This is a genomic window from Mycobacterium scrofulaceum, from assembly GCF_001667885.1.
Taxonomy (GTDB): Bacteria; Actinomycetota; Actinomycetes; order Mycobacteriales; family Mycobacteriaceae; genus Mycobacterium; species Mycobacterium scrofulaceum_C.
On record NZ_LZJW01000087.1, the window covers coordinates 107971 to 129964 of the forward strand.

At 67.9% G+C, this 21994-nt stretch carries 18 protein-coding genes and 1 tRNA gene; 10 read left to right on the forward strand and 9 right to left on the reverse strand.

Going from position 1 to position 21994, the window contains the following annotated elements:
• Positions 1-52: 52 nt before the first annotated feature.
• Positions 53-925, reverse strand: a complete 873-nt coding sequence (locus A5681_RS13455) for an alpha/beta fold hydrolase (RefSeq protein WP_067275085.1) — start codon at positions 923-925, stop codon at positions 53-55.
• A gap of 110 nt (positions 926-1035) precedes the next feature.
• On the opposite strand from A5681_RS13455, the gene A5681_RS13460 reads away from it, so the two are divergent.
• From A5681_RS13460 to A5681_RS13475, 4 genes are all read left to right on the forward strand, one after another.
• Entirely contained in the window at positions 1036-1923 is an 888-nt protein-coding gene (locus tag A5681_RS13460) for an NYN domain-containing protein (protein ID WP_067275090.1), read from the forward strand.
• Positions 1910-3103 carry an MFS transporter gene (locus A5681_RS13465; protein ID WP_067275107.1) on the forward strand — a complete coding sequence of 398 codons (1194 nt, stop codon included), beginning with the start codon at positions 1910-1912 and terminating at the stop codon, positions 3101-3103. The genes A5681_RS13460 and A5681_RS13465 overlap by 14 nt, the downstream gene beginning before the upstream one ends.
• 150 nt (positions 3104-3253) lie before the next feature.
• Complete coding sequence (locus A5681_RS13470) at positions 3254-4492, forward strand: cytochrome P450 (protein WP_067275112.1); 1239 nt, start codon at positions 3254-3256, stop codon at positions 4490-4492.
• Positions 4493-4596: 104 nt separating this feature from the next.
• Positions 4597-5946 (forward strand): hypothetical protein, encoded by a 1350-nt coding sequence (locus tag A5681_RS13475; protein WP_067275114.1) that lies wholly within the window; start codon positions 4597-4599, stop codon positions 5944-5946.
• Between the two features lie 9 nt (positions 5947-5955).
• Here A5681_RS13475 and A5681_RS13480 read toward each other — a convergent pair whose 3' ends face one another.
• The 5 genes from A5681_RS13480 to A5681_RS13500 all read right to left on the reverse strand — a co-directional run bounded on the left by A5681_RS13480 (position 5956) and on the right by A5681_RS13500 (position 13568).
• Positions 5956-7032: a PDR/VanB family oxidoreductase gene (locus tag A5681_RS13480; RefSeq protein ID WP_067275117.1), complete on the reverse strand. Its 1077-nt coding sequence runs from the start codon at positions 7030-7032 to the stop codon at positions 5956-5958.
• Between the two features lie 10 nt (positions 7033-7042).
• Entirely contained in the window at positions 7043-7945 is a 903-nt protein-coding gene (locus A5681_RS13485; protein ID WP_067275119.1) for an alpha/beta fold hydrolase, read from the reverse strand.
• Positions 7946-7962: 17 nt separating this feature from the next.
• Positions 7963-8871 (reverse strand): metal-dependent hydrolase, encoded by a 909-nt coding sequence (locus A5681_RS13490; RefSeq protein WP_067275122.1) that lies wholly within the window; start codon positions 8869-8871, stop codon positions 7963-7965.
• Between the two features lie 29 nt (positions 8872-8900).
• Positions 8901-12140 carry a thioester reductase domain-containing protein gene (locus tag A5681_RS13495; protein WP_067275124.1) on the reverse strand — a complete coding sequence of 1080 codons (3240 nt, stop codon included), beginning with the start codon at positions 12138-12140 and terminating at the stop codon, positions 8901-8903.
• A gap of 435 nt (positions 12141-12575) precedes the next feature.
• Positions 12576-13568, reverse strand: coding sequence for a diacylglycerol kinase family protein (locus tag A5681_RS13500; RefSeq protein ID WP_067275126.1), 993 nt, complete (start codon positions 13566-13568; stop codon positions 12576-12578).
• A gap of 85 nt (positions 13569-13653) precedes the next feature.
• Between A5681_RS13500 and A5681_RS13505 the strand changes: the two genes are divergently transcribed.
• Both A5681_RS13505 and A5681_RS13510 read left to right on the forward strand, forming a co-directional pair.
• Positions 13654-14523, forward strand: a complete 870-nt coding sequence (locus A5681_RS13505; RefSeq protein WP_067275130.1) for an oxidoreductase — start codon at positions 13654-13656, stop codon at positions 14521-14523.
• A gap of 45 nt (positions 14524-14568) precedes the next feature.
• Entirely contained in the window at positions 14569-15486 is a 918-nt protein-coding gene (locus A5681_RS13510; RefSeq protein ID WP_067275132.1) for a DMT family transporter, read from the forward strand.
• An 8-nt stretch (positions 15487-15494) separates the two neighbouring features.
• Here A5681_RS13510 and A5681_RS13515 read toward each other — a convergent pair.
• Positions 15495-15578, reverse strand: a tRNA-Tyr gene (locus A5681_RS13515).
• 69 nt (positions 15579-15647) lie between these two features.
• Here A5681_RS13515 and A5681_RS13520 point away from each other — a divergent pair.
• The 4 genes from A5681_RS13520 (at position 15648) to A5681_RS13535 (ending at position 20572) form a co-directional block, all read left to right on the forward strand.
• Entirely contained in the window at positions 15648-16139 is a 492-nt protein-coding gene (locus A5681_RS13520) for a YajQ family cyclic di-GMP-binding protein (protein WP_067275139.1), read from the forward strand.
• Positions 16140-16231: 92 nt separating this feature from the next.
• Positions 16232-17710 carry a flavin-containing monooxygenase gene (locus A5681_RS13525; protein ID WP_067275149.1) on the forward strand — a complete coding sequence of 493 codons (1479 nt, stop codon included), beginning with the start codon at positions 16232-16234 and terminating at the stop codon, positions 17708-17710.
• A 41-nt stretch (positions 17711-17751) separates the two neighbouring features.
• Positions 17752-18777 (forward strand): NAD(P)H-dependent glycerol-3-phosphate dehydrogenase, encoded by a 1026-nt coding sequence (locus tag A5681_RS13530; protein ID WP_067275151.1) that lies wholly within the window; start codon positions 17752-17754, stop codon positions 18775-18777.
• A 244-nt stretch (positions 18778-19021) separates the two neighbouring features.
• A complete protein-coding gene (locus A5681_RS13535) occupies positions 19022-20572 on the forward strand; it encodes a SulP family inorganic anion transporter (RefSeq protein WP_067275155.1) in 1551 nt (516 codons plus the stop codon).
• Between the two features lie 9 nt (positions 20573-20581).
• Here the strand turns inward: A5681_RS13535 and A5681_RS13540 are convergent, their stop codons facing one another.
• Positions 20582-20938 (reverse strand): type II toxin-antitoxin system HicB family antitoxin, encoded by a 357-nt coding sequence (locus A5681_RS13540; RefSeq protein WP_067275156.1) that lies wholly within the window; start codon positions 20936-20938, stop codon positions 20582-20584.
• A 139-nt stretch (positions 20939-21077) separates the two neighbouring features.
• On the reverse strand, positions 21078-21938 hold the full coding sequence (htpX, locus tag A5681_RS13545) for a zinc metalloprotease HtpX (protein ID WP_067275159.1): 861 nt from the start codon (positions 21936-21938) through the stop codon (positions 21078-21080).
• Between the last annotated feature and the right edge of the window lie 56 nt (positions 21939-21994).

Sequence of the window (21994 nt, forward strand, 5' to 3'; positions counted from 1 at the left end):
ATTTTACGACCGGCCGGCGCGCTGAAGCGGAGGCCTTTGCCGGCCTTCCGGCTCACATGCGCAGCTCGGTGCTGTCCGTCTCGTGGCGGTCGCCGGTCGCGATGAAGTCTTCGATCAGCTCCACCACCTGGTTCGGCGCCTCGACCTGTGCGAAGTGGCCCACATCGGGCAGGATTTCGAGCCGGGCGTCGGTGCGGGCCTCGTGCGCGGCGTACGCGTGATCGACCGGGATGATGCCGTCCCGCTCGCCCCAGATCGCCATGACCGGCAGGTTCTCCCGCAGCCGCAGCCTGCTGAGCGCGCTGACCGCCTGGCCGCGGTAGTCCACCACCGACCGCAGCGTCCGCAGGAACGACTGCCGCGTCTCGCCATCGGACAGCGACGAGTAGGCGCTCCACAGCTCGGCACCCCGCGGCGACTGGATGCCGGCGCTCTTCAGCCACGACCTCAGCCGGTTGCCGACCGACAGCACCGGCTTGGGCGCGATGATCGGCAACACCAGTTCCGCTCCGGGCGCCGACAGCAGCCGCAGCACCCAGCCGACGTCGGGGCCCAGGCCGCCGCTGCTGATCAGGATCAACCGCTTGGCGTAGTCGGGGTGCTGGTAGACGAACTGCATCGCGACGCCGCCGCCGAGCGACTGGCCGACCAGGGTGGCCTGGCTGACGCCCAATTCGTCGAGCAGGTCACGAAGCCAGACCGCGAACGCGCCCAGCGAGTAGTCGGTACGGGGCTTCGCCGACTCGCCGTGGCCGAGCAGGTCCGGGGCGATGACCCGGAACTTCTTCGCCAGCGGCGGGATGATCGACCGCCACGTCTCCGAGCTGCCCGCCATGCCGTGGATGAGCAGCAGCACCTCGCCTTCACCCTCGTCGCGGTAGGCGACCCGATCGCCGTGCAGCTCGAGGAACTTCAACTCGTTCATGGCCCCGGTGTACCCGCTCCGGCGCCGTTTAGGACCCCGGCGGGGCGAATCTGTGATGAAAACCGCTTCCGGCCGCCGCCGTGCCGCAGACCTCAGCGATGATCTAGTGCATGACCGAACCGGTTGCGGCCCGCGTGGCCGTCTACCTCGACTTCGACAACATCGTGATCTCGCGATACGACCAGGTCCACGGGCGAAACTCCTTCCAGCGGGACAAAGCGAAGGGGCTCGAGCAGTACGGGGAGCGGCTCGGCCGGGCCACCGTGGACGTCGGCGCCATCCTCGACTTCGCGTCGTCGTTCGGGACGCTGGTGCTCACGCGCGCCTACGCGGACTGGTCGGCCGACATCAACGCGGGGTACCGCGGGCAGCTGGTCGCCCGCGCGGTGGACCTGGTGCAGCTGTTCCCCGCGGCGGCCTACGGCAAGAACGGCGCCGACATCCGGCTGGCCGTGGACGCCGTCGAGGACATGTTCCGGCTGCCCGACCTCACCCACGTGGTGATCGTGGCCGGTGACTCCGACTACATCCCGCTGGCCCAGCGTTGCAAGCGGCTCGGCCGCTACGTGGTGGGGATCGGGGTGGCCGGCGCGTCGAGCCGGGCGTTGGCGGCGGCCTGCGACGAGTTCGTCATCTATGACTCCCTGCCGGGGGTGCCCGCGCTCGAACCGCACGCCGCCGACGCCGACGCCAAGCCGGCCAAGCGGCGCTCCGGGCGCGCCAAGGAGTCGCCACCCGAGGAACCGGAGCCGCCCGATCCCCAGGCCGCCGCCACGGCGCTGCTGACGCGCGCGCTGCAGATCGGCCTGGAAAGGGACGACGTCGACTGGCTGCACAACTCCGCGGTGAAGGCGCAGATGAAGCGGATGGACCCGTCGTTCAGCGAGCGGTCGCTGGGGTTCCGGTCGTTCAGCGATTTCCTGCGATCGCGCTCCGATGTGGTCGAGTTGGACGAGACGTCGACGACGCGGATGGTGCGGCTGCGTGCGCAAGACTGACACCGACGCGGGGCCGCACTGGCTCACCCGCAACGTGCGGGTCCTCTCCGGCGTCTCGTTCCTGCAGGACACCGCCAGCGAGCTGTTGTACCCGCTGTTGCCGATCTATCTGACGGCCGTGCTGGGTGCGCCGCCCTCGGTGGTGGGGGCGGTCGAGGGTGCGGCCGAGGGTGCCGCCTCCTTGACCAAGCTCGCGTCCGGGCCACTCGGCGACAGATTCGCGCGGCGCCCGCTGATCGCCACCGGTTACGGGATGGCCGCGCTCGGCAAGATCATCATCGCGATGGCCGCGGCGTGGCCGGGGGTGCTGGCGGGCCGCGTCGTCGACCGGCTCGGCAAGGGCATTCGCGGCGCGCCGCGCGACGCACTGCTGGTCGCCGACGTCGACGACGCCGTTCGCGGCCGGGTTTTCGGCTTCCACCGCGCGATGGACACCTTCGGCGCCGTCGTCGGTCCGTTGCTCGGGCTGGTGGGCTATGAGCTGCTGGACCACCGCATCACCCCGTTGTTGTACGTCGCCATCGTGCCCGCCGTCCTGTCCGTGGCGCTCGTTTTCGCCGTGCGCGAGCGCGGGCGTCGGGCGCCGCGGGAGCGGCGGCGGTCGATGTGGGCGGGTGTGCGCTCGCTGCCGCGGCCGTACTGGCGGGTGACCGCACTCCTGGTGGCCTTCAGCGTCGTCAATTTTCCCGACGCGCTGTTGTTGTTGCGGCTCAACGAAATTGGGCTCTCGGTGGTCGGGGTGATCCTGGCGTACGTCGGCTACAACGCGGTGTACGCGCTGTCCAGTTACCCGGCCGGGTCGCTCGCCGACCGCATCGGCAGGCCGGCGTTGTTCGGCATCGGGCTGGCCTTCTTCGCGGTCGGCTACATCGGGCTGGGGCTGACCACCGACGCCGTGACGGCGTGGCTGCTGATCGGCGCCTACGGGCTGTTCACCGGCTGCACCGACGGTGTCGGCAAGGCGTGGATCTCGGGGCTGGTCGACCAGGAGCATCAGGCCAGCGCGCAGGGCGTGTTTCAGGGCGGCGTCGGGCTGGCCGTGCTGGTGGCCGGATTGTGGGCCGGTGCGCTGTGGGGTTCGAATGGCCAACTGCCACTGCTTATTTCGGGGATCACCGGCGGCGTGTTCGCGGTCCTGCTGATCGGCGGCCGATTGGTCGGTGCGATGAGGAACGGGTAGCCGCGCTTCCCGCGACCAAACATTTTTAGCCCGACGTATGGCGAGCGGCGACCCGCGCCACCGCTATCGTTGACAGCGCGCTAGGCCGGTCATACATTGTGTGAAAGTTGTCGCGAGCGCCTTTGCCCGCGCGGCCTCGAGGAGACCGTCATGGCCGTCGGTACCGTCCCCACAAGCGTTTTCGACGCCGATCTGCCGACGCTGGCGTACCACCCCGAGGAAACCCCCGCCGAGGTCTATCCCCGCCTGCAGGCCGCGCAGCGGCATGCCCCGGTCGCCATGGGGCCGCACGGCCCGGAGGTGCTCTCCTACCACCTGGTCCGCTCGGTGCTTCGCGATGCGCGATTCCAGATCCCGCCGGGGATCAACCTGCTGGCCCAGGGCGTGACGTCGGGTCCGTTGTGGGACAAGGTGATCAACAGCCTGTTGTGCCTGGAGGGCGACGAGCACCGCAGGCTGCGCAGCCTGACGTCCAAGGCCTTCACCCCGCGCGCGACCCTGCGGCTGCACGACACCATGGTCGACGTGATGAACGGGCTCGTCGATGAGGTGATCGACGCGGGACGCTGCGACGTCGTCGCCGACCTCGCGCGTCCCTACCCGGTGCCGATCATCTGCGCATTGCTCGGCGCCCCGCGCGAGGATTGGCAGCGGTTTTCGTCCTGGGCGGACGACGTTTTCAAGGCCTTCAGCTTCACCGTCGACATCCGGGAAGTCGAGCCCGTCGTCATGCGGGCCTGGAGCGAGCTCGACGACTATGTCGACGACATGGTGGCGCGGCGGCGGCACAGCCTGACCGACGACCTGCTCTCCGACCTGATCCGCGCCGAGGACCCGACCTTTCCCGGCGATCGGCTCACCGCCGCCGAACTGCGGATGATGGCGGGCGGCTTGCTGCTGGCCGGGACCGACACCACCCGCAACCAGGTCGCCGCGTCGGTGCAGGTCCTCTGCGAGCACCCGCAGCAATGGGACCTGCTCAAGGAGCGGCCCGAGCTGGCGATGCCCGCGGTCGAGGAGACCATGCGCCACTCGCCGATCGCGGGCGGCACCCTGCGCCTGGTCGTCGAGGACGCCGAGCTGGACGGCTACCTGTTCCCCGCCGGGACGATGGTCCTGGTGAACACCGCCGCCGCCAATCGCGACCCCGCCGTGTACGACGACCCGGACCGCGTCGACATCACCCGCGAGGACGCCCCGCCCATCTTGACCTTCGGCGGCGGTGTGCACTACTGCCTGGGCGCGAACCTGGCCCGGCGCGAGATCGCCGAAGCGCTGAACGTCCTCGCGGGCCGGCTGTTGAACCCGCGCATCGCCGGGCCCGTCCCGTGGAAGCCGATGGTGAGCCTGAGCGGCCCGAAGAGCCTGCCCATCGACTTCGACCGATAACCGGTCGGCGGGCCCGGTGTGACGAAGACCGGCCTGACACAAGTCGCGGTTGGTCCCGGCCCGCTTTACGCTCACTGGTTACACGAACTTAACGGGGGTTTTCGATGCGTGCGTTTCCAGGGCAAACTGTGCCCAAATTCGGGCTTGCCCTGCCCGCACTGGTCGCCTGCCTGGCCCTCGTGTCGTGTTCGGAAACCGCGTCCCCTCCCGCAGCGACGCCCACCACCTCGACGTCTTCGCCGAAATCCGCCCCCAGCGCCGTCGCCGCACCCGCGCCCATCACCGGTCCGTTGGAGAAGGACTGGAAAAGTTATGGCGGCACGGCGTACTTCGGGTGCCCGGAAAAGTTTTCCGACAGCAAATCCGCACTCGACGACATTCGCCCGAAAATATTCGATCCCAAGACCGGGCAATACGTGGCGCCGGCCCTCCCGGTGGTTCCCGCCGGTGAGAATCTCACCGGCGCCATCTGCGCGCTGACGGGCACGGCGGAGGACATGCGAGTCGTCTACCTCGTCACGACCGTCAAACCCGCCCAGGCCCAACAACCCGCGGTCACCAAGGCGACCGCGTACGCCTACGACTTCAAGGCGGGCCAACCGCTGGCGACCAAGGAATTGCAGCCGCCGGCACCGGAGCTCAAGCTGACCGCCCCGAAGGACTGGGCGTTGTCCTCGACCGCGTCGGGCGTGGCGTGGATCAACGCCTTCACCGACGGGCACTCCCCCAATTCGCCGCCCCGGACCGTCATCCTGTCCGGCGGTGACCTGTCGATGCCGTGGACCGATCCGCAGTCTGGTCGCGCCTGGCAGGACGTCCTGGCGTTTCAACGCAACACCGACCCCGCGAAGACGTCGGGCGCCGAGCTGCGCCGGCCCGGCGGCGAGCCCATCTATCAGGACAACGACATCCGCAGCGTCGACGCCGAATTGTCCGATGGCCCGGACAAATTGGTGAAGATCACGCACTGGGATTCCTACAACCCGCCGGTGCTGTCGACGATGTTCTACGACCTGAACGCGAAGGCCGTCATCAAGGTCGGTGACTCCGATCGCGTTCCCGGCGGCGGGCTGTCCGCGACGTTGTCCGGCGGCAAATTGTTTGTCGACGGCCACGACTCGGACAGTTCGACGTTCGGATTCGGCGTGTGGAACCTACGCAGTCAGCAGTGGGACTTGCTGAAGACGCGTGACGACGCGAAGAAGATGTCGATCTCCAAACTGGCGTTCTTCGAAGATCACCTCTACATCACCAACGTCAACAACACGTTCGCCGTCCTCGCGCTGCCCGCCACCGAGCCGATCGCGACCACCTGGTCGGTCCGGCCGTTCGCCCGGATCTCGGGCTGGACGTTGATATGCCGGGGTGAGAACGCCGTGGCCCTCAACGGCGACTGCAAGGACATCGTGATGGTGCAGGATCAGGACGGCCACTTCCCCGGCCCCTGGACCTGAGGCCGGTTGTCAGGCGTCGATGACCAGGCGATCACCGTTGGCCCGCGACACGCAGACCAGCATTTCGCCGTCGCCCTCCGCGGCGCGCCCGCGGCGATCGACCTCGCCGGCAAGCACTTTCACCTTGCAGGTGCCGCAGAACCCTTGCTGGCAGGAGTAGGCGGTCGTCGGGTCGCCGTCGAGCATGACGTCCAGCGCCGACCGGTTCGCCGGCACGCTGAGCACGCGTCGCGAGCGGGCGAGCTCAAGCTCGAACGGGACGCCGTCGACGACGGGCGGCGGCCCGAATCGCTCGTAATGCAGTGGCGCGTCGGCATGTTGGTCGCGCATCGTGCGCACCGACTCCAGCATCGCGGTCGGGCCGCATACGTAGACGGCCGTCGTCGGCCCGGCATCGGCGAGCAGTTCCCCGGCGGCGGGCACGCGGCCGCGTTCGTCGTCGGCCCACACGGTCACCCGCTCCGGCGCCACCGCCAACACCTCGTCGAGCAGCGGCATGTACTCCCGGCTCCGGCCGGCATACACCGCGCGCCAATCGATTCCGCGTTGCTGGGCGAGCGAGATCATGGGCAGGATCGGTGTCACGCCGATGCCGCCGATCACGAACAGCACCTCGCGCTCGTCGGTGACCAGATAGAACGCGTTGCGGGGGCCTTCGAACTCGATCGTGTCGCCCACGTCGAAGGTGTCGTGCATCTCGATCGAGCCGCCGCCGCCGTCGGCGATCCGGCGCACCGCGATGCGGTAGTCGGTGCGCCGCCCGGGCGGACCGCACAGTGAGTACTGCCGGCGGCGGCCCGAAGCCAGCCGAATGTCGATGTGCGCGCCGGGAGTCCACGACGGCAGCAACCCGCCCTGCGCGTCGGCGAGCGTCAGCGCGACGACGTCGGGCGTGAGCAGTTCACGCTTGGTGACCACAGCGGCAGTGGTCCGCCGCACCGGCACCACCCGCGAGGGGTCCCAGCGCGACGCCGACGCCAAACCCCCGAAGAGCGTGCCCACGCCCCACAACGCCGTGTAGAGGCGATCGCGTTTGCGGCGACCGTACAGATCGGCGGGTCTGCTGCCCCAAATAGTCTGTGCCACAGCGGTTATCCTAGGTCTGACCAACGGTGGTCTGCTCGACCCACTCGCTCGTGAGCCGGGCGATGACGTCGGGATGGGAAGACACCACCCAGTGCCCGCCCGCGATCTCGACGACCCTGCCGTGGGGCGGTATCGCGCCGGTGAACCGCTGCAGGGGCGGCGAGACGAAATAATCCCTCCGCGCCACCAGCACCTGCACCGGGACCTTGGTCGGCGGCAGTTCCTTGCCGGGCGCCAGGAACGGCCCGGGCATGTTGGCGCGGTAGAGGTTGAGCCCGTTGACATAGTCGCGGGTCGATCGGGTGGTCGCCGCGCGCCCCCGACCGGTCCCGCGCGGTCGGCCGATCAGTTCAACCGCCGCGAAGACCGCCACGGTCGCCCGGGACCAGATCGCCAGCTCCGGCACGCCCGGGCACAAGAAAAACCAGATGTAGGTGGAGGCGACCGCCTGCTTGAGGACGTCGAACACGCCGCGGGGCGAGCGGGCCGACCGCAGGAACTTGCCCGCATAGTTCAGGTGCGGGCCGGAGATCGACGTGAACGAGGCGACCTTGCCCATCACCGATTCGTCGGTGACCGCCGCCCAGGCCTGGATGGAACCCCAGTCGTGGGCGATCAGGTGAACCTCGTTCACCCCGAGACTGTCGATCACCGCGCCGATGTCCGAAATGAGTTGCGGCAGCCGGTATCCCGTGCGCCTTGCCGGCTTCGACGAGTCGCCGGCGCCCCGGACGTCGAAGGCCACGAAGTTGTAGCGCCCACCGAGCGCGTCGGCGACACCGTCCCACACGTGGTGGTTGTCTGGGTAGCCGTGGATCGCCAGAATCGTCGGGCGCCCCGGGTCGATCTGCGAGTGGGCGTGAACGGCCAGTGACACGCCGTCGGACGCTGTTACGGTGCTGGACTGAGTCATTCGCCTGCCCCCGAGGCTCAGTGCGCCGCGCGGGCTGCGGGCGAGCGGGCCAGGTAGTCGACCGCGCGGCCCACCCCGCCGAGCTTGGACGGATGGAAGCTGGGCGTGTAGTAGGCGCCGATGACCCGCAGGAACTGGAACGGCCCGGGCACCAGGCCCCGCCGCGCCGCGCTGAAGTAGTCCCGCCAGCGGGGTTTGGTGCCCGGCGGCAGGTACGGGTCGACCGAGTACATGAACCGCACGCCCCGGACGAACAACCACAGCAACGCCGGCGTCACCAACAGCTGGGTGCGCACCTGGCGCCAGTAGCCGCCGCGCAGGTGCTTCATGGTGTCGAACGCGACCGCCTTGTGCTCGACCTCTTCGGCCCCGTGCCAGCGCAGCAGGTCGAGCATCACCGGGTCGGTGCCGAAGGCGTCGTGTTGCGGGGTGTCCAGGATCCACTCGCCCAGGATGGCGGTGTAGTGCTCGAGGGCCGCCACCATCGACACCCGCTCGAGCAGCCAACTCTGCCTGCGGCGCCGGCCCCACCCGGGCCGGTCGCCGATGAGTTGGGAGAACAGCCAGGCCATCTGGTCGGTGAACGGCGTGACGTCGACACCCTTGGCCGCGAAGTGGTCCAGCACGCCGGAGTGCGCCTGCGAGTGCATGGCCTCCTGACTGATGAAGCCCTGCACGTCCAGCCGGAGCTGATCGTCCTTGATCAGCGGCAGCGCGTTCTTGAACGCGTCGACGATGAACTCCTCGCCGGCGGGCAGCAGCAGGTGCAGCACGTTGCAGAAGTGCGTGGTGAACGGCTCGTTCGGCACGTAGTAGAACGGCAGCGTCGCCCAGTCGAACTCGACGTCGCGCGCCTGCAGAACGATCCGCTCGTGGTCGAGCGAGGCGTCATGCGGGCCCGTCGCCTGGTCGTCGACGGTGAACATGGTGGACCCCCTAGGTGGTTCGCGCGCGGTTAGGCACTGCGTTGCGCCTCCGCCTCAGCCTCGGTGATCAGGCGCTCGCTGCGCAAGAACCGGACGAGATTCTCGACCGTCTCGGTGAGCGCCGGCTCACGCAGGCGGACCTTGGCCAGCTCGCGCGCACGTTGGTATTGGGAGTTGCCGTAGCGCTTGTCCCGCATCGCCGCGATCTTGTCCGCCGACCGGGTGAGGAAGTCGACCAGCGGGTAGATCGGGTCCCGCGTCGTGCACCGACGATTCATCTCGGCGGCGAACTCCGGGATGTCGTGGTAGTCGAAGCGATAGCCGTAGCGCTCGGAGAGGACACGGGTGATGTCCATCAGGTTGTAGTAGTCGTCCGCGGTCATGTTGAACACGGTGCCCTGGTCGGCCGGCAGGTCCATCAGCGCGACGATGTGATCGGCGATCAGGTCCGCAGGCAGCAGGCTGAGCTGGTTGAGGGCGTTGGCGGCGATGCCATGTTCGATCATGAACGCCACGGTGCGCACCAGGATGTCGTCTCCGCTGCCGAAGCCCGCGCCGGTCGGCGAGATCAGCGACGGCCGGAAGACGCGCACGTCGAGCCCCTGCCGCTGGGCGGCGAAGGCCAGCTGCTCGGCCACCCACTTGGTCTGCGAGTAGCCGAAGTCCAGGGCGTTCATCTCCAGGTTCGCGTCGGACTCCCCGACCACCGGCTTGACGCTCCACCCGTAGATGAAGGTGCTGGAGACCAGGTGGAAGGTCTTGCGGTGCGCGGTCATCGCCAGGCGCAGCAGCTCGTGCGTCCCGATCACGTTGGCCGGGCGCAGGGCGTCGTAGGTCCGCACGTAGTTGACCAGGGCGCCGTTGTGCAGGATGGCGTCGACGCTCTCGGCCAGGCGACGGAACCCCTCCTCGCCGATGCCGAGCTGCGGCTCGGCGAGGTCGCCGCAGACCACGCGCACCCGCGCCCGGACCTCGGCTTCCAGGGCCGGGGTCCACAGCTGGGCCCGGCGCAGCGACGCGACGATGCGGTCCAGGCCGTGCGCGGAATCCGTGGCGCGAATCAGCGCGTGCACGGTGAGGGACGTCCGGCCGAGCAGGCTGGCGACCAGGAACGGCCCCAGGAAGCCGGTCGCCCCCGTCAGCAGGATGTCACTGGGCGTGCCCGACCGCGCCGGCGGCAGTGCCGGCAGGGGCAGCTGGGCGTCGGCCCGCATCCGGGCGACCTCGTAGGCCTCGTACTCCGTCGCGATCTGGTCCAGCGCCTGGCGCAGGGCATCGAGCGGCTGGCCGGACTCCTCACAGAATTGCCGCATCAGCCGGAAGAATTCGGCCACCGTGAGCCGCTGGAGCAGGCGCGTGTTGACCTCCTCGGCCAGCTCCCCGGCGCCATGTTCCTCCAGCAGGGCCTGCAGGTCGGCGCGCAGCTCGGCGAGCGCCAGCGAATCGATGCCGAGATCCGCGAACGAGCAGTCCTCCTGCCCGGTCAGGTCGTAGCTCTCGATCAGGTTGCGGAACCGGTCCAGCGGGCCCGGGTTGGTCTCCGCCCAGTGGTGGGCCTGATGCGTGTAGCTCGACAGGACGGGCAGCTTGCCGTCCAGCCAGAGCTGACGCGTCGAGGACCGCCGGATCTTCCCCGAGGTGGTCTTGGGGATGCTGTGCGGCGGCACGAAGGCGATGGCGTGCGGGTCGATGTGGCCGTGCCGGCGGATGGCCCGCGCCAGCGCCTTGCCGTCCGGCAGCGCGTCGGCGTCACGCACCTCGGCCACCACGGTCAGGACCTCCTGGTCGTCGTGCTCGACCGCGAACGCGGCGACGCAGCCGCCGCGGACCTGGGGGGCCGACCGCTCCACGATGCCCTCGATGTCGGAGGGGTAGCAGTTGACGCCGCGCACGATGATCAGATCCTTGCTGCGGCCGCAGACGAACAGCTCGCCCTCGTAGAGGAAGCCGAGGTCGCCGGTTCGCAGATAGCTGTGCTCGGCGTCGCCGGCGATGCGGGCCGCGAACGCCTCCGCGGTGAGTTCGGGGCGATTCCAGTAGCCGCCGCCCTTGGACGGGCCGTCCAGCCAGACCTCGCCGACCCGGCCCTCCCCGAGGGCCTCGCCGGTTTCGGGATCGACGATGCGGACCACGTTACCGTCGATCGGCTTGCCGCAGCTCACCACCGGCGCCTGGTTGCTGTTCTCCGGCTGAGCCTTCTCGACCCGCGCGAGGTTCCGCTCCAGCGCGCGCTTGTTCAGCGCCAGCGTCTGGCGCCCGCGAAGCGAGACGATCAAGGTGTTCTCGGCCATGCCGTACGCGCCGGTGAGCGCGTTGGGCTCCAGTCCGTAGGGGGCGAAGCGCTGCCGAAAGCGCGCAAAGGTGCTGGCGCGCAACGGTTCCGCGCCGACGACGATGCTCTCCAGGCTGCTCAGGTCGATCCCGTGCAGTTCGGAGGTGGGCAGCTTGTCCTCGCGCAGGCACAACTCAAGCGCGAAGTTGGGCACGGGCGTGTGGGTGGCGCGCACGTCGCTGATGAGCCGCAGCCACGCCGAAGGCCGCTTGAGGAAGTCCAGCGGCGACATGGCGTGCGTGGTGCCGCCGACCAGCAGGATGAACAGGTAGGCGGAGATCAGGCCCATGTCATGGTGCTGCGGAAGCCAGCTCACCAGCACTTCGCCACCCGCGAAGGCCGAGGCGTTGGCGATGACGTTGGCGTGGCTGACCACCACGCCCTTCGGGTCGCTGGTGGAGCCGGAGGTGTACTGCAGGAACAGCACCGGCCCCGGGGTGTCGGGGACGTGGGCGCCGCCGAACTCCTGCGTGCCGTCGGTGCCGAACCAGGGCAGCTCCGGCGGTCGCTGGGCGTCGGCCCATGGCGAGCCGGCGTCGAGATGATTGAGCAGCAGGCGGTAGTCGTACTCGAACTGCTTGGTCGACAGCACCGCCTTCGCCTGGCAGTCCCGGGCGATGAAGCTCAGCTTGGCCAGCCCCGACTCGAACGACATCGGCAGCGGCGGGCTGACCGGCACCGCGATCACCCCTATGCGCGCGCAGGCGTAAAACGCCGCGATCATTTCCAGCCCGGGCGGGTAGACCAGCAGCGCCCGATCGCCCGGCCGCAGGCCGGCCTCGGTCGACAGGTACGCGGCCAGCTCGCGCGTCCGCTCGGAGAAGCTCCGGTAGGTGTAGTGCTCCAGTTCGCGGCCCTCTTCGTCGACGAAGCGGAAGAGGGTCTTGTCCGGTGTCTGGGCTTCGCGCAGGTGCAGATGATCTATGAGCGTCTCCATCGCAGGAGCCACCCCCTTCCGGGTCAACTATGAGCGATAAGAACTTTCGGATCAATTGATAACCCAATGTAGCGCCGCTGCTGGACGTCAAGCAAAGCGAGGAGGGCCATTTTCGACCACCGCACATTAATCTCACAGGATAGGCTTAACTACCGCCGCGCACGGGACATCATGAGATCCGTCACTACGGAGATCAGTATTTCAGTTTGGCATTCCACCAGCGCTTTTGCCTCGGTAGACGGTGCGCAAACTCGGGAATACTGAGTTACGTATTTCCAATTATCAGGACTTCTTCCGTGGTTACTTCGGCGCAATGCGGGGTGCATTTCGTATTCCCACCGCAAAGGGCAAATATGTGCGGCCCCACGGTGGTTCTTTTAGGGCGATAAAGTGACGTGAGCCACTAAGCCGCTGCTGACCTACTGAGCCACCAAGTCAGCCCGGCTGCGCCACCCGGATGCGTGGGCCGGCCCGGGCCACCAACCGGGTGATGCCGACGAACCGTTCGCCGTCGATGATCGGCGACAGCGGCTCACCCTCGGCCTCGATGGTCATCTCGCGGCCGTTGACGTCGCGCACCCCGGGACCACGCAGCGTGCCGCTGGTGAGCGCCGCGGGCAGTTGGACCACGATCCTCGAGGGCCGTATCTCGCCGGCCTGGAAATGCAGCGCGCCGGGGTTCTCGGCCTTCGGAAAAAGCCGGAACGGCCCCCCGATCCGCAGGTCGATCGCGCCCGCGTGCAACACGCGGTGCGTGCGCGACGGAACCTCCTCGCCGTCGATGACGACGCGGGCGCGCGTCGGGGCGAACAACACCGACGCATAGTTGGACGACTTCGCGCCGCCGAGGCCGACCTTGGAAGCGAGGTAATCACGGAAGGAGCGACCGATCACCTGGGCGACTTCGGTCCGACCGTGGTCGGGCTTTCCGTAATACATGTCGTAGAACCGGTTGCCGACTCCCCCGGCCGCCAGCCCGAAACACAGGCGATGGAACGCCGCGCCATCCGCCGTCTCACCGTCGAGTTGCAGGGTGTCCAAGCGGATTTCGGGCGGGGGCCGGTCGGCCTGCGCGGCCGCCACCAGCGCGCGGACGACGGCATCGGGCCGCCCGCGAACCCGCGCCTTGCGCGCGACGGCGTTGACGCTGCCGCCGTTGGACGGCACGAACGCCGGCCAGCGTTCCGGATCTTCTTCGCAGCGCTCGATTTCATTGATCAACCAGTGCAGCGCGCCGTCGCCGCCGTCGCCGACAAGATGCGTGACCCGCGGATGGAGCCGGTCCAGGGTCTTGCCCAGCTCCTCGATCGAGGAGGTTTCGTGGACCTCGCCCCACGGGCCGACGATGCGGCGCAACTCGGCGACCCGGTCGCCCCGCACCTTCCGATTCCGGCGCGCGAGCGGATTGACGATGACCCCTAGATACATCCGCGGCGTCCAGTTCCATCGGCCATCCCACGCACGATACCTGCGGCGTTCCGGTGGGTGGGATCACCTAGTTAGGGTGGGCTGCATGCCTGGTTGGACCGCAGCAGACCTACCCTCCTTCGCCGGACGCACCGTCGTGATCACCGGCGCCAACGCCGGACTGGGGGAAGTGACCGCCCGCGAACTGGCCCGGGTCGGCGCCCGCGTCGTCCTGGCCGTGCGCAACACCGAGAAGGGCAAGGCCGCCGCCGACCGGATGGCCGGTGACATCGAGGTGCGCCACCTCGACCTGCAGGACCTGGGCTCGGTGCGGCGCTTCGCCGACGAGATCGCGACCGTCGACGTGCTGGTCAACAACGCCGGCATCATGGCCACCCAACACGCGGTGACCGCCGACGGCTTCGAGGGCCAGATCGGCACCAATCACCTCGGCCACTTCGCGTTGACCAACCTGCTGCTGCCCCGGCTCACCGACCGGGTGGTGACGGTGTCCTCGCTGATGCACCTCTTCGGTTACGTCAGTCTCAAAGACCTGAACTTTCAATCCCGCCCGTATTCGGCGTGGCTGGCCTACAGCCAGTCGAAGCTGGCCAACCTGCTCTTCACCAGCGAACTGCAGCGGCGCCTGGACGCGGTAGGTTCTCCGGTGCGCGCGCTGGCCGCGCACCCCGGCTGGTCGCACACGAACCTGCAGGGCAACTCGGGACGCAAGCTGGGCGACGCGGCGGTGTTGGCCGTCGACCGGATCGTGTCCACCGACGCAGACTTCGGGGCCAGGCAGACGCTCTACGCGGTCTCGCAGGATCTGCCCGGGGACACGTTCGTCGGGCCGCGCTTCGGCCTATACGGCCGCACCCAGCCGACCTGGCGTAACTGGCCGGCCAAGCGGGCGGGCACCGCCAAGGCGCTGTGGGACCTGTCCGAGCAGCTCACGGGCACTGCTTTCCCGCTATGAAAACGCTCGGCGGGCGGTTTGCCGTAGCCCGACTAGATTGGTGGCATGTCGAGGGCTGATATTGCGGCGATCCTTGCGCTGTGCGCCGCGCTGGCGTCGGCGGTCGGCAACGTGGTTCGTCAGCGGTCGGCGCAGGAGGTCACCGACAAACCCGTCGGCCACCTCGCCTTGTTCGGCATGCTGTTGCGCGATACCCGGTGGTGGATGGGCGGTCTCGGCGACATCGCCAGCTACGTGTTGCTGGCCGCCGCCCTGGACCAGGGGTCCGTGCTGTTGGTGATGTCGCTTCAGGTGACGTCACTGCTGTTCGCGCTGCCGATCTACGCGCGGATGAGCCGCCACCCGGTCACCCGACAGGAGTGGCTGTGGGCGGTGGTGCTCACCGCGGCGTTGGTGGTCGTCATCGCGGTCGGCCAGCCGGCGGGCGGTCAGGAGCGCGCCGCTGCCCACGTATGGCTGATCGTGGCCCTGGCCATAGCCCCGCCGCTGCTCTTGGCAATGGCCGGCGCCCGGATCTGGTCGGACCGCCCGGTGGCGGCGTTGCTGCTCGCGGCGGTCGCCGGTTCGTTGCTGGCCGTCTTCGCGGTGCTGATGAAGGGCGTCGTCGACATCCTCGAACACAACCCAGACCAGTTGTGGACCAGACCCGAGGTGTACGGCTGGGTGTTCTGCGGGGCGGCCGGGATGGTGATCCACCAGTCGGCGTACCGCGCGGGCGCGTTGACCGCCTCATTGCCGACGATCATCGCCGCCAAGCCGATCGTGGGCGCGGTCCTCGGCATCACCGTGCTCGGTGAGACGTTGGACGCCCACGGCTTCGACTGGGTGGTGTTGGCGGTGGCCGCGGCGCTGGTGATCGTCGCGACGGTGGGGCTGGCTCGCGGCGAGGCCGCCACCGTGTCGGCGGGCGCCGGCCGCGACGTCAGGATCGACGAGCCGAAAGCCGTGAAGCCCGCGCTCTGAGTGAAGCTTGGTGGCAGGTACAGGATTCGAACCTGTGAAGCTTTCGCGACGGATTTACAGTCCGCTCCCATTGGCCGCTCGGGCAACCTGCCGCCAGACAGGTTACAACGAGGGGGTAGACAAAGCACAAACGGCCATCACCGGATGAAGGGACGGATCGAATGGCGGACTCATCGTTCGACATTGTCAGCAAAGTCGAGCGCCAAGAGGTCGACAACGCACTCAACCAGGCCGCCAAGGAGCTGGCCACTCGCTTCGACTTCCGCGGCACCGACACCACTATCGCGTGGAAGGGCGACGAGGCAATCGAGCTGACGTCGTCCACCGAGGAACGCGTCAAGGCGGCCGTCGACGTGTTCAAGGAGAAGCTGATCCGCCGCGACATCTCGATGAAGGCGTTCGACGCCGGCGAACCGCAGGCCTCCGGCAAGACCTACAAGGTCAGCGGCACCATCAAGCAGGGCATCAGCAGCGAGAACGCCAAGAAGATCACCAAGCTGATTCGCGACGAGGGACCCAAGAGCGTCAAGACCCAGATCCAGGGCGACGAGATCCGGGTCACCAGCAAGAAGCGGGACGACCTGCAGGCCGTCCAGGCGCTGCTCAAGCAGGCCGACCTGGACGTCGCGCTGCAGTTCGTCAACTACCGGTAGGGCTCGCGTGTAACGCCATGGCGAAATTGGGCGCCGATTTTCGCCGTGGCGTTACGCTCGCGAACAATAGGTAGACGTAACGGAGGTCCACGATGATCCCTACCGAGGCCGACTACTCCGACGTCATCATCGTCGGCGCCGGCATCTCCGGCATCGATGCGGCCTACCGGATCAGCGAACGCAACCCACAGCTGACCTACACCATCCTGGAGCGGCGCGCGCGGATCGGCGGCACCTGGGACCTGTTCCGCTACCCCGGGGTGCGCTCGGACAGCAGCATTTTCACGCTGTCCTTTCCGTTCGAGCCGTGGACCCGCAAGGAGGGCGTGGCCGACGGCGTGCACATCCGCGAATACCTGGCCGCCACCGCGCACAAGTACGGCATCGATCGCCACATCCGCTTCAACAGCCACGTCCGCTCGGCCGACTGGGATTCGTCGACCGACACCTGGACGGTGACCGTCGAACAGGACGGCGCACGCAAGCTTTACCGCGGCAGGTTCCTGTTCTTCGGCAGCGGCTACTACAACTACGACGAGGGCTACACCCCCGAGTTCCCCGGCATCGAAACGTTCGGCGGCACCGTGGTGCATCCGCAGCACTGGCCGGAAGACCTGGATTACACCGGCAAGAGGATCGTGGTGATCGGCAGCGGGGCCACCGCGGTCACCCTGCTCCCCTCGCTGTCGGATCGGGCCGCGAAGGTGACCATGCTGCAGCGCTCGCCCACCTATCTCATCTCGGCGTCGAAATACGGCAAAGTCGCCGCCGTCGCGCGTAAAGTGCTGCCGCGCAGGCCCGCCCACCTGGTTGTCCGGATGTACAGCGCGCTGACCGAGGCGGTGTTCTTCGCGTTGTCCCGCAAGGCGCCCGGGCTGGTGCGGTGGCTGCTGCGACGCAAGGCGATCAGCAGCCTGCCCGCCGGCTACGACGTCGACACCCACTTCAAGCCGCGGTACAACCCGTGGGACCAGCGGATGTGCCTGATCCCCGACGCCGACCTGTACAACGCCATCAGCACCGGCCGCGCCGACGTGGTCACCGACCACATCGACCATTTCGACGCGACGGGCATCGCGCTCAAATCCGGCGGGCACCTCGACGCCGACATCATCGTCACCGCCACCGGGCTGCAGCTGCAGGCCCTGGGCGGGACCGCGATCAGCCTGGACGGCAACGAGATCAAGACCAACGACCGCTTCGTCTATAAGGCGCACATGCTCGAGGACGTGCCGAACCTGTTCTGGTGCGTCGGCTACACCAACGCGTCGTGGACGCTGCGCGCCGACATCACCGCGCGGGCGACCGCAAAACTGCTGGCGCACATGGCCGCTCACGGCTACACACACGCCTACCCGCACCGCGGCAACGAACCGATGACCGAGAAGCCGTCGTGGGACATCAACGCCGGCTACGTGCTGCGCTCGGTGCACGCGCTGCCGAAGTCGGGAACCAAGCGGCCGTGGAACGTCCGGCAGAACTACCTGGCCGACGCCATCGACTACCGCTTTGACCGCATCGAGGAGGCGATGGTGTTCGGCCGGGCGTCCGACCGGGCACTCGCCGGGTGAACTGCTTCTAAATCTTCGATGTCGGCAATACGCTGATCGCCATGGCAGCACAGATGCGCGAACCCAACGTCGTTGTCCTCGGTGGCGGTTCCTGGGGAACCACGGTCGCGTCCATCTGTGCGCGCCGCGGACCGACGCTGCAGTGGGTGCGTTCGGAGGAGTCCGCGAAGGACATCAACGAAAACCACCGCAACAGCCGCTACCTCGGCAACGACGTGGTGCTCAGCGACACGCTGCGCGCCACCACCGACTTCGCCGAGGCGGCCAACTGCGCCGACGTCGTCGTCATGGGCGTTCCCTCCCACGGTTTCCGGGGCGTGCTGAGCGAGCTGGCCAAGGAACTGCGGCCCTGGGTGCCGGTGGTCTCACTGGTCAAGGGCCTCGAGCAGGGCACCAACATGCGGATGTCGCAGATCATCGAGGAGGTGCTGCCCGGTCACCCGGCGGGCATCCTGGCGGGGCCCAACATCGCGCGTGAGGTCGGCGAGGGCTACGCCGCCGCCGCGGTGCTGGCCATGCCCGACCAGCACCTGGCGACCCGGCTTTCGGGGTTGTTCCGCACCCGACGCTTCCGGGTCTACACCACCGACGACGTCATCGGGGTCGAGATGGCCGGCGCGTTGAAGAACGTCTACGCGATCTCCGTCGGCATGGGCTACTCGCTGGGCATCGGGGAGAACACCCGCGCGCTGGTGATCGCCCGCGCGCTGCGCGAGATGACCAAGCTCGGCGTGGCCCTGGGTGGCAACCCCGAGACCTTCCCCGGCCTGGCCGGCCTGGGTGACCTCATCGTCACCTGCACCAGCCAGCGCAGCCGCAACCGTCACGTCGGCGAACAACTCGGTGCCGGCAAGCCGATCGACGAGATCATCGCGTCGATGAACCAGGTGGCCGAAGGGGTCAAGGCGGCCAGCGTGATCATGGAGTTCGCCAACGAATTCGGCCTGAACATGCCGATCGCCCGGGAGGTCGACGCGGTGATCAACCACGGGTCGACCGTCGAGCAGGCCTACCACGGGCTGATCGCCGAGGTTCCCGGCCACGAGGTCCACGGTTCGGGCTTCTGAAGTGGCGGTCTGACGCCGCGTAATTCAAATCTTTGCATTCCCTATGGGCCCGGCCCGTTCGCTTGACCCTCCGTTTGCCAGCAAAATACCGTCGATGCAGCAGCCAGGGATTCCCGGCCGTGCCAGCGTGGGTCCGGCCGGGTCGTAACCGTTTGTGCGCCAAGAGTTTACGTCGACGTAATCAAGCACAATAAGGGCGGACATCGGAACATCCCCCGCTAACACCTAACGAGGGAAGCGACCGATGCAAAACATCGAACGGCTCGGCAACCAACCTCACCAGGGCGAGCGCTCACGCAAAGACAAGGTGCGATCGATCATCCGGCACGACCTGCCTTCGTCGCTGGTCGTCTTCCTGGTCGCCCTCCCGTTGTCCCTGGGGATCGCGATCGCGTCCAACGCCCCGGTGCTCGCCGGCCTGATCGCCGCCATCGTCGGCGGCATCGTGGTCGGCGCGATCGGCGGGTCACCGCTACAGGTCAGCGGCCCGGCGGCCGGTCTGACGGTGGTGGTGGCCGACTTGGTTTCTGACTTCGGTTGGGGCGTAACGTGTTTCATTACTGTCGCTGCGGGCGCACTGCAGGTGCTGTTAGGACTCAGCCGGGTCGCGCGGGCGGCACTGGCGATCTCGCCGGTGGTCGTGCACGCCATGTTGGCCGGCATCGGCATCACGATCGCGCTGCAGCAGGCGCATGTGTTGCTGGGCGGGAAATCCAAGAGCACGGCCTGGCACAACGTCATCGAGCTGCCGGGGCAGATCATCGGCGCGCACCGGCCCGGGGTCATCCTGGGCGCCCTGGTGATCGCGATCCTCGTCTGCTGGCGGTGGGTTCCCGCCAAGGTGCGCCGCGTTCCCGGCCCGCTGGTCGCGATCGTGGTCGTGACGGTGATATCGGTCGTCTTTCCGTTCCACGTGCGCCGGATCGACCTCGAGGGCTCGCCGCTGGACGCGCTGCAACTGCCCGACATTCCCCACGATGACTGGAGTGCGGTCGCCATCGGCGTGATCACCGTCGCGCTCATCGCCAGCGTCGAAAGCCTGCTGTCGGCGGTGTCGGTCGACCGGATGCACAACGGGCCCCGCACCGACTTCAACCGCGAATTGTTCGGGCAGGGCGCCGCCAACATGGTGTCGGGCACGATCGGCGGGCTCCCGGTCACCGGCGTGATCGTCCGCAGCTCGACCAACGTCAACGCCGGCGCCAAGTCGCGCGCCTCGGCCTTCCTGCACGGCGTGTGGATCCTGCTGTTCACCATCCCGTTCGCCGGGCTGGTCGACGAAATCCCCACCGCCGCGCTCGCCGGGCTGCTCATCGTCATCGGCATGCAGCTGCTCAAGCCGGCGCACATCGAAACCGCGATGAAGCACGGCGATCTCGCCGTGTACCTGGTGACCGCCGTCTGCGTCGTCTTCCTCAACCTGCTGCACGGGGTGATGATCGGCCTGGCGCTGGCCATCGCGCTGACCGGCTGGCGGGTGATCCGGGCCAAGGTGGAGGCCGCGTCCGTCGACGACGAGTGGCGGGTGCAGATCGAGGGTGCCGCGTGCACGTTCCTCGCGCTTCCGCGGCTCACCCGGGTGCTGGCGTCGGTTCCCACCGGAACGGTTGTCACCGTGGATGTTTCGGTGCACTACCTGGACCACGCGGCGCATCAGACGATCAGCGACTGGCAACGCCAGCACGAGGCGAACGGCGGCACCGTCAACATCCGCGGAAGGTTCGAGACGGGCCATGCCCCTCGCAAGGATCCGAGTGCGGTCATCGAAGCCCAAAGGCCCGAGGCCGCCGCCTGAGTGGCGTGCTCAATCCCACCCGGAGAGCCCGAAGGTGTCGCTTGGAGCCCTCCCGCTGAGCTTTTGGACGATCCACTGGTTCATCGGCACCCCCTGCTCGCCGGCTTCCAGGGCGAGGCGGGCATGCAACTCCGGTGAGGTTCGCACCAGGAATCTCCCGCTGTGGCGGCGCTCGGAAAGCGGTTCTGGAACGGCGTCGCCGCAGGCGCGGAGCACTTCGACATGCTCAGCGACGGCCTCCTCGATGGCCGCCACGGCCTGGGAGGCTGTCGGCGCCTCACGCCTCAGGTACGGCAATTCGACGCAGACGCCGAGGTATTCGCTGTAGTCGGGCAACCACTGGGCGCGGTAGGTGTAGTGGTTCACGCGCAATGTGATAGCACGGGCGATATCAAATCCGGGAGTCACTCATCCCCAGAAACCCGGCTGTCTCCGGAACCATATGGCTCTCGTCGAATTTGATATCGCGGGCGATATCAAATTCCGCGAAGCGATCATGCTTCGGCTAGCCCCGCGCCATCGCCTCCAGCCGGCGGATGCGGTCCTCTATCGGTGGGTGCGTCGAGAACAGCGAACCGATCCGCTCACCCGCGCGGAACGGGTTGGCGATCATCAAGTGCGCCTGGCTGGCCAACTGCGGCTCCGGCGGCAGCGGGGCCGCCTGAACACCGCCCGAGATCTTGCGCAGGGCCGACGCCAGGGCCAGGGGGTCGCCCGTCAACACCGCGCCCGATTCGTCCGCCTGGTACTCACGCGACCGTGACACCGCGAGCCGCACCACGGTGGCGGCGATCGGGCCCAGCAGCGAAACCAGCAGCAGCGCAAAGGGATTCTCGCCGTCCCGGTTGCCGCCGAACATGCCCGCCCACATGGCCATGTTCGCCAGGGCGGTGATGATCGACGCCATCGCTCCGGCGATGCAGGAGATGAGGATGTCGCGGTTGTAAACGTGGGATAACTCGTGACCCAGGACCGCGCGCAGCTCGCGTTCGTTGAGGATCCCCAAAATGCCGGTGGTGCAACACACCGCGGCGTTGCGGGGGTTGCGGCCGGTCGCGAACGCGTTGGGGGCGTTGGTGTCGCTGATGTACAACCGGGGCATCGGCTGGTGCGCGGCGGTCGCGAGCTCGCGCACGATCCGGTACATCACCGGGGCCTGCAGCTCGGACACCGGCTGTGCGTGCATCGCGCGCAGTGCCAGCTTGTCGCTGTTGTAGTACGTGTAGACGTTCATGCCGATGGCGAACAGCACCGCCAGGAACATCGCCGTCCTGCCGAACAGCGAGCCCACAAACACGATCAACGCGGACATACCGACCAACAGGGCGAAGGTCTTCAGCCTGTTGGCATGGGGATGCCAGGTCATCGGTTCCTCCTTGGACCATCAACTATCGCTAATTGAACGCCTGAAACGGCGGCCAA

What these genes read in the sequence shown, in the direction of transcription:
- A5681_RS13460 (WP_067275090.1), top strand. Translation starts at nt 1,036, where the DNA reads ATGACCGAACCGGTTGCGGCCCGCGTGGCCGTCTACCTCGACTTCGAC.
- A5681_RS13455 (WP_067275085.1), bottom strand. Translation starts at nt 925, where the DNA reads ATGAACGAGTTGAAGTTCCTCGAGCTGCACGGCGATCGGGTCGCCTAC.
- A5681_RS13475 (WP_067275114.1), top strand. Translation starts at nt 4,597, where the DNA reads ATGCGTGCGTTTCCAGGGCAAACTGTGCCCAAATTCGGGCTTGCCCTG.
- A5681_RS13510 (WP_067275132.1), top strand. Translation starts at nt 14,569, where the DNA reads ATGTCGAGGGCTGATATTGCGGCGATCCTTGCGCTGTGCGCCGCGCTG.
- A5681_RS13530 (WP_067275151.1), top strand. Translation starts at nt 17,752, where the DNA reads ATGGCAGCACAGATGCGCGAACCCAACGTCGTTGTCCTCGGTGGCGGT.
- A5681_RS13500 (WP_067275126.1), bottom strand. Translation starts at nt 13,568, where the DNA reads ATGTATCTAGGGGTCATCGTCAATCCGCTCGCGCGCCGGAATCGGAAG.
- A5681_RS13505 (WP_067275130.1), top strand. Translation starts at nt 13,654, where the DNA reads ATGCCTGGTTGGACCGCAGCAGACCTACCCTCCTTCGCCGGACGCACC.
- A5681_RS13495 (WP_067275124.1), bottom strand. Translation starts at nt 12,140, where the DNA reads ATGGAGACGCTCATAGATCATCTGCACCTGCGCGAAGCCCAGACACCG.
- A5681_RS13520 (WP_067275139.1), top strand. Translation starts at nt 15,648, where the DNA reads ATGGCGGACTCATCGTTCGACATTGTCAGCAAAGTCGAGCGCCAAGAG.
- A5681_RS13470 (WP_067275112.1), top strand. Translation starts at nt 3,254, where the DNA reads ATGGCCGTCGGTACCGTCCCCACAAGCGTTTTCGACGCCGATCTGCCG.
- A5681_RS13535 (WP_067275155.1), top strand. Translation starts at nt 19,022, where the DNA reads ATGCAAAACATCGAACGGCTCGGCAACCAACCTCACCAGGGCGAGCGC.
- A5681_RS13525 (WP_067275149.1), top strand. Translation starts at nt 16,232, where the DNA reads ATGATCCCTACCGAGGCCGACTACTCCGACGTCATCATCGTCGGCGCC.
- htpX (WP_067275159.1), bottom strand. Translation starts at nt 21,938, where the DNA reads ATGACCTGGCATCCCCATGCCAACAGGCTGAAGACCTTCGCCCTGTTG.
- A5681_RS13485 (WP_067275119.1), bottom strand. Translation starts at nt 7,945, where the DNA reads ATGACTCAGTCCAGCACCGTAACAGCGTCCGACGGCGTGTCACTGGCC.
- A5681_RS13490 (WP_067275122.1), bottom strand. Translation starts at nt 8,871, where the DNA reads ATGTTCACCGTCGACGACCAGGCGACGGGCCCGCATGACGCCTCGCTC.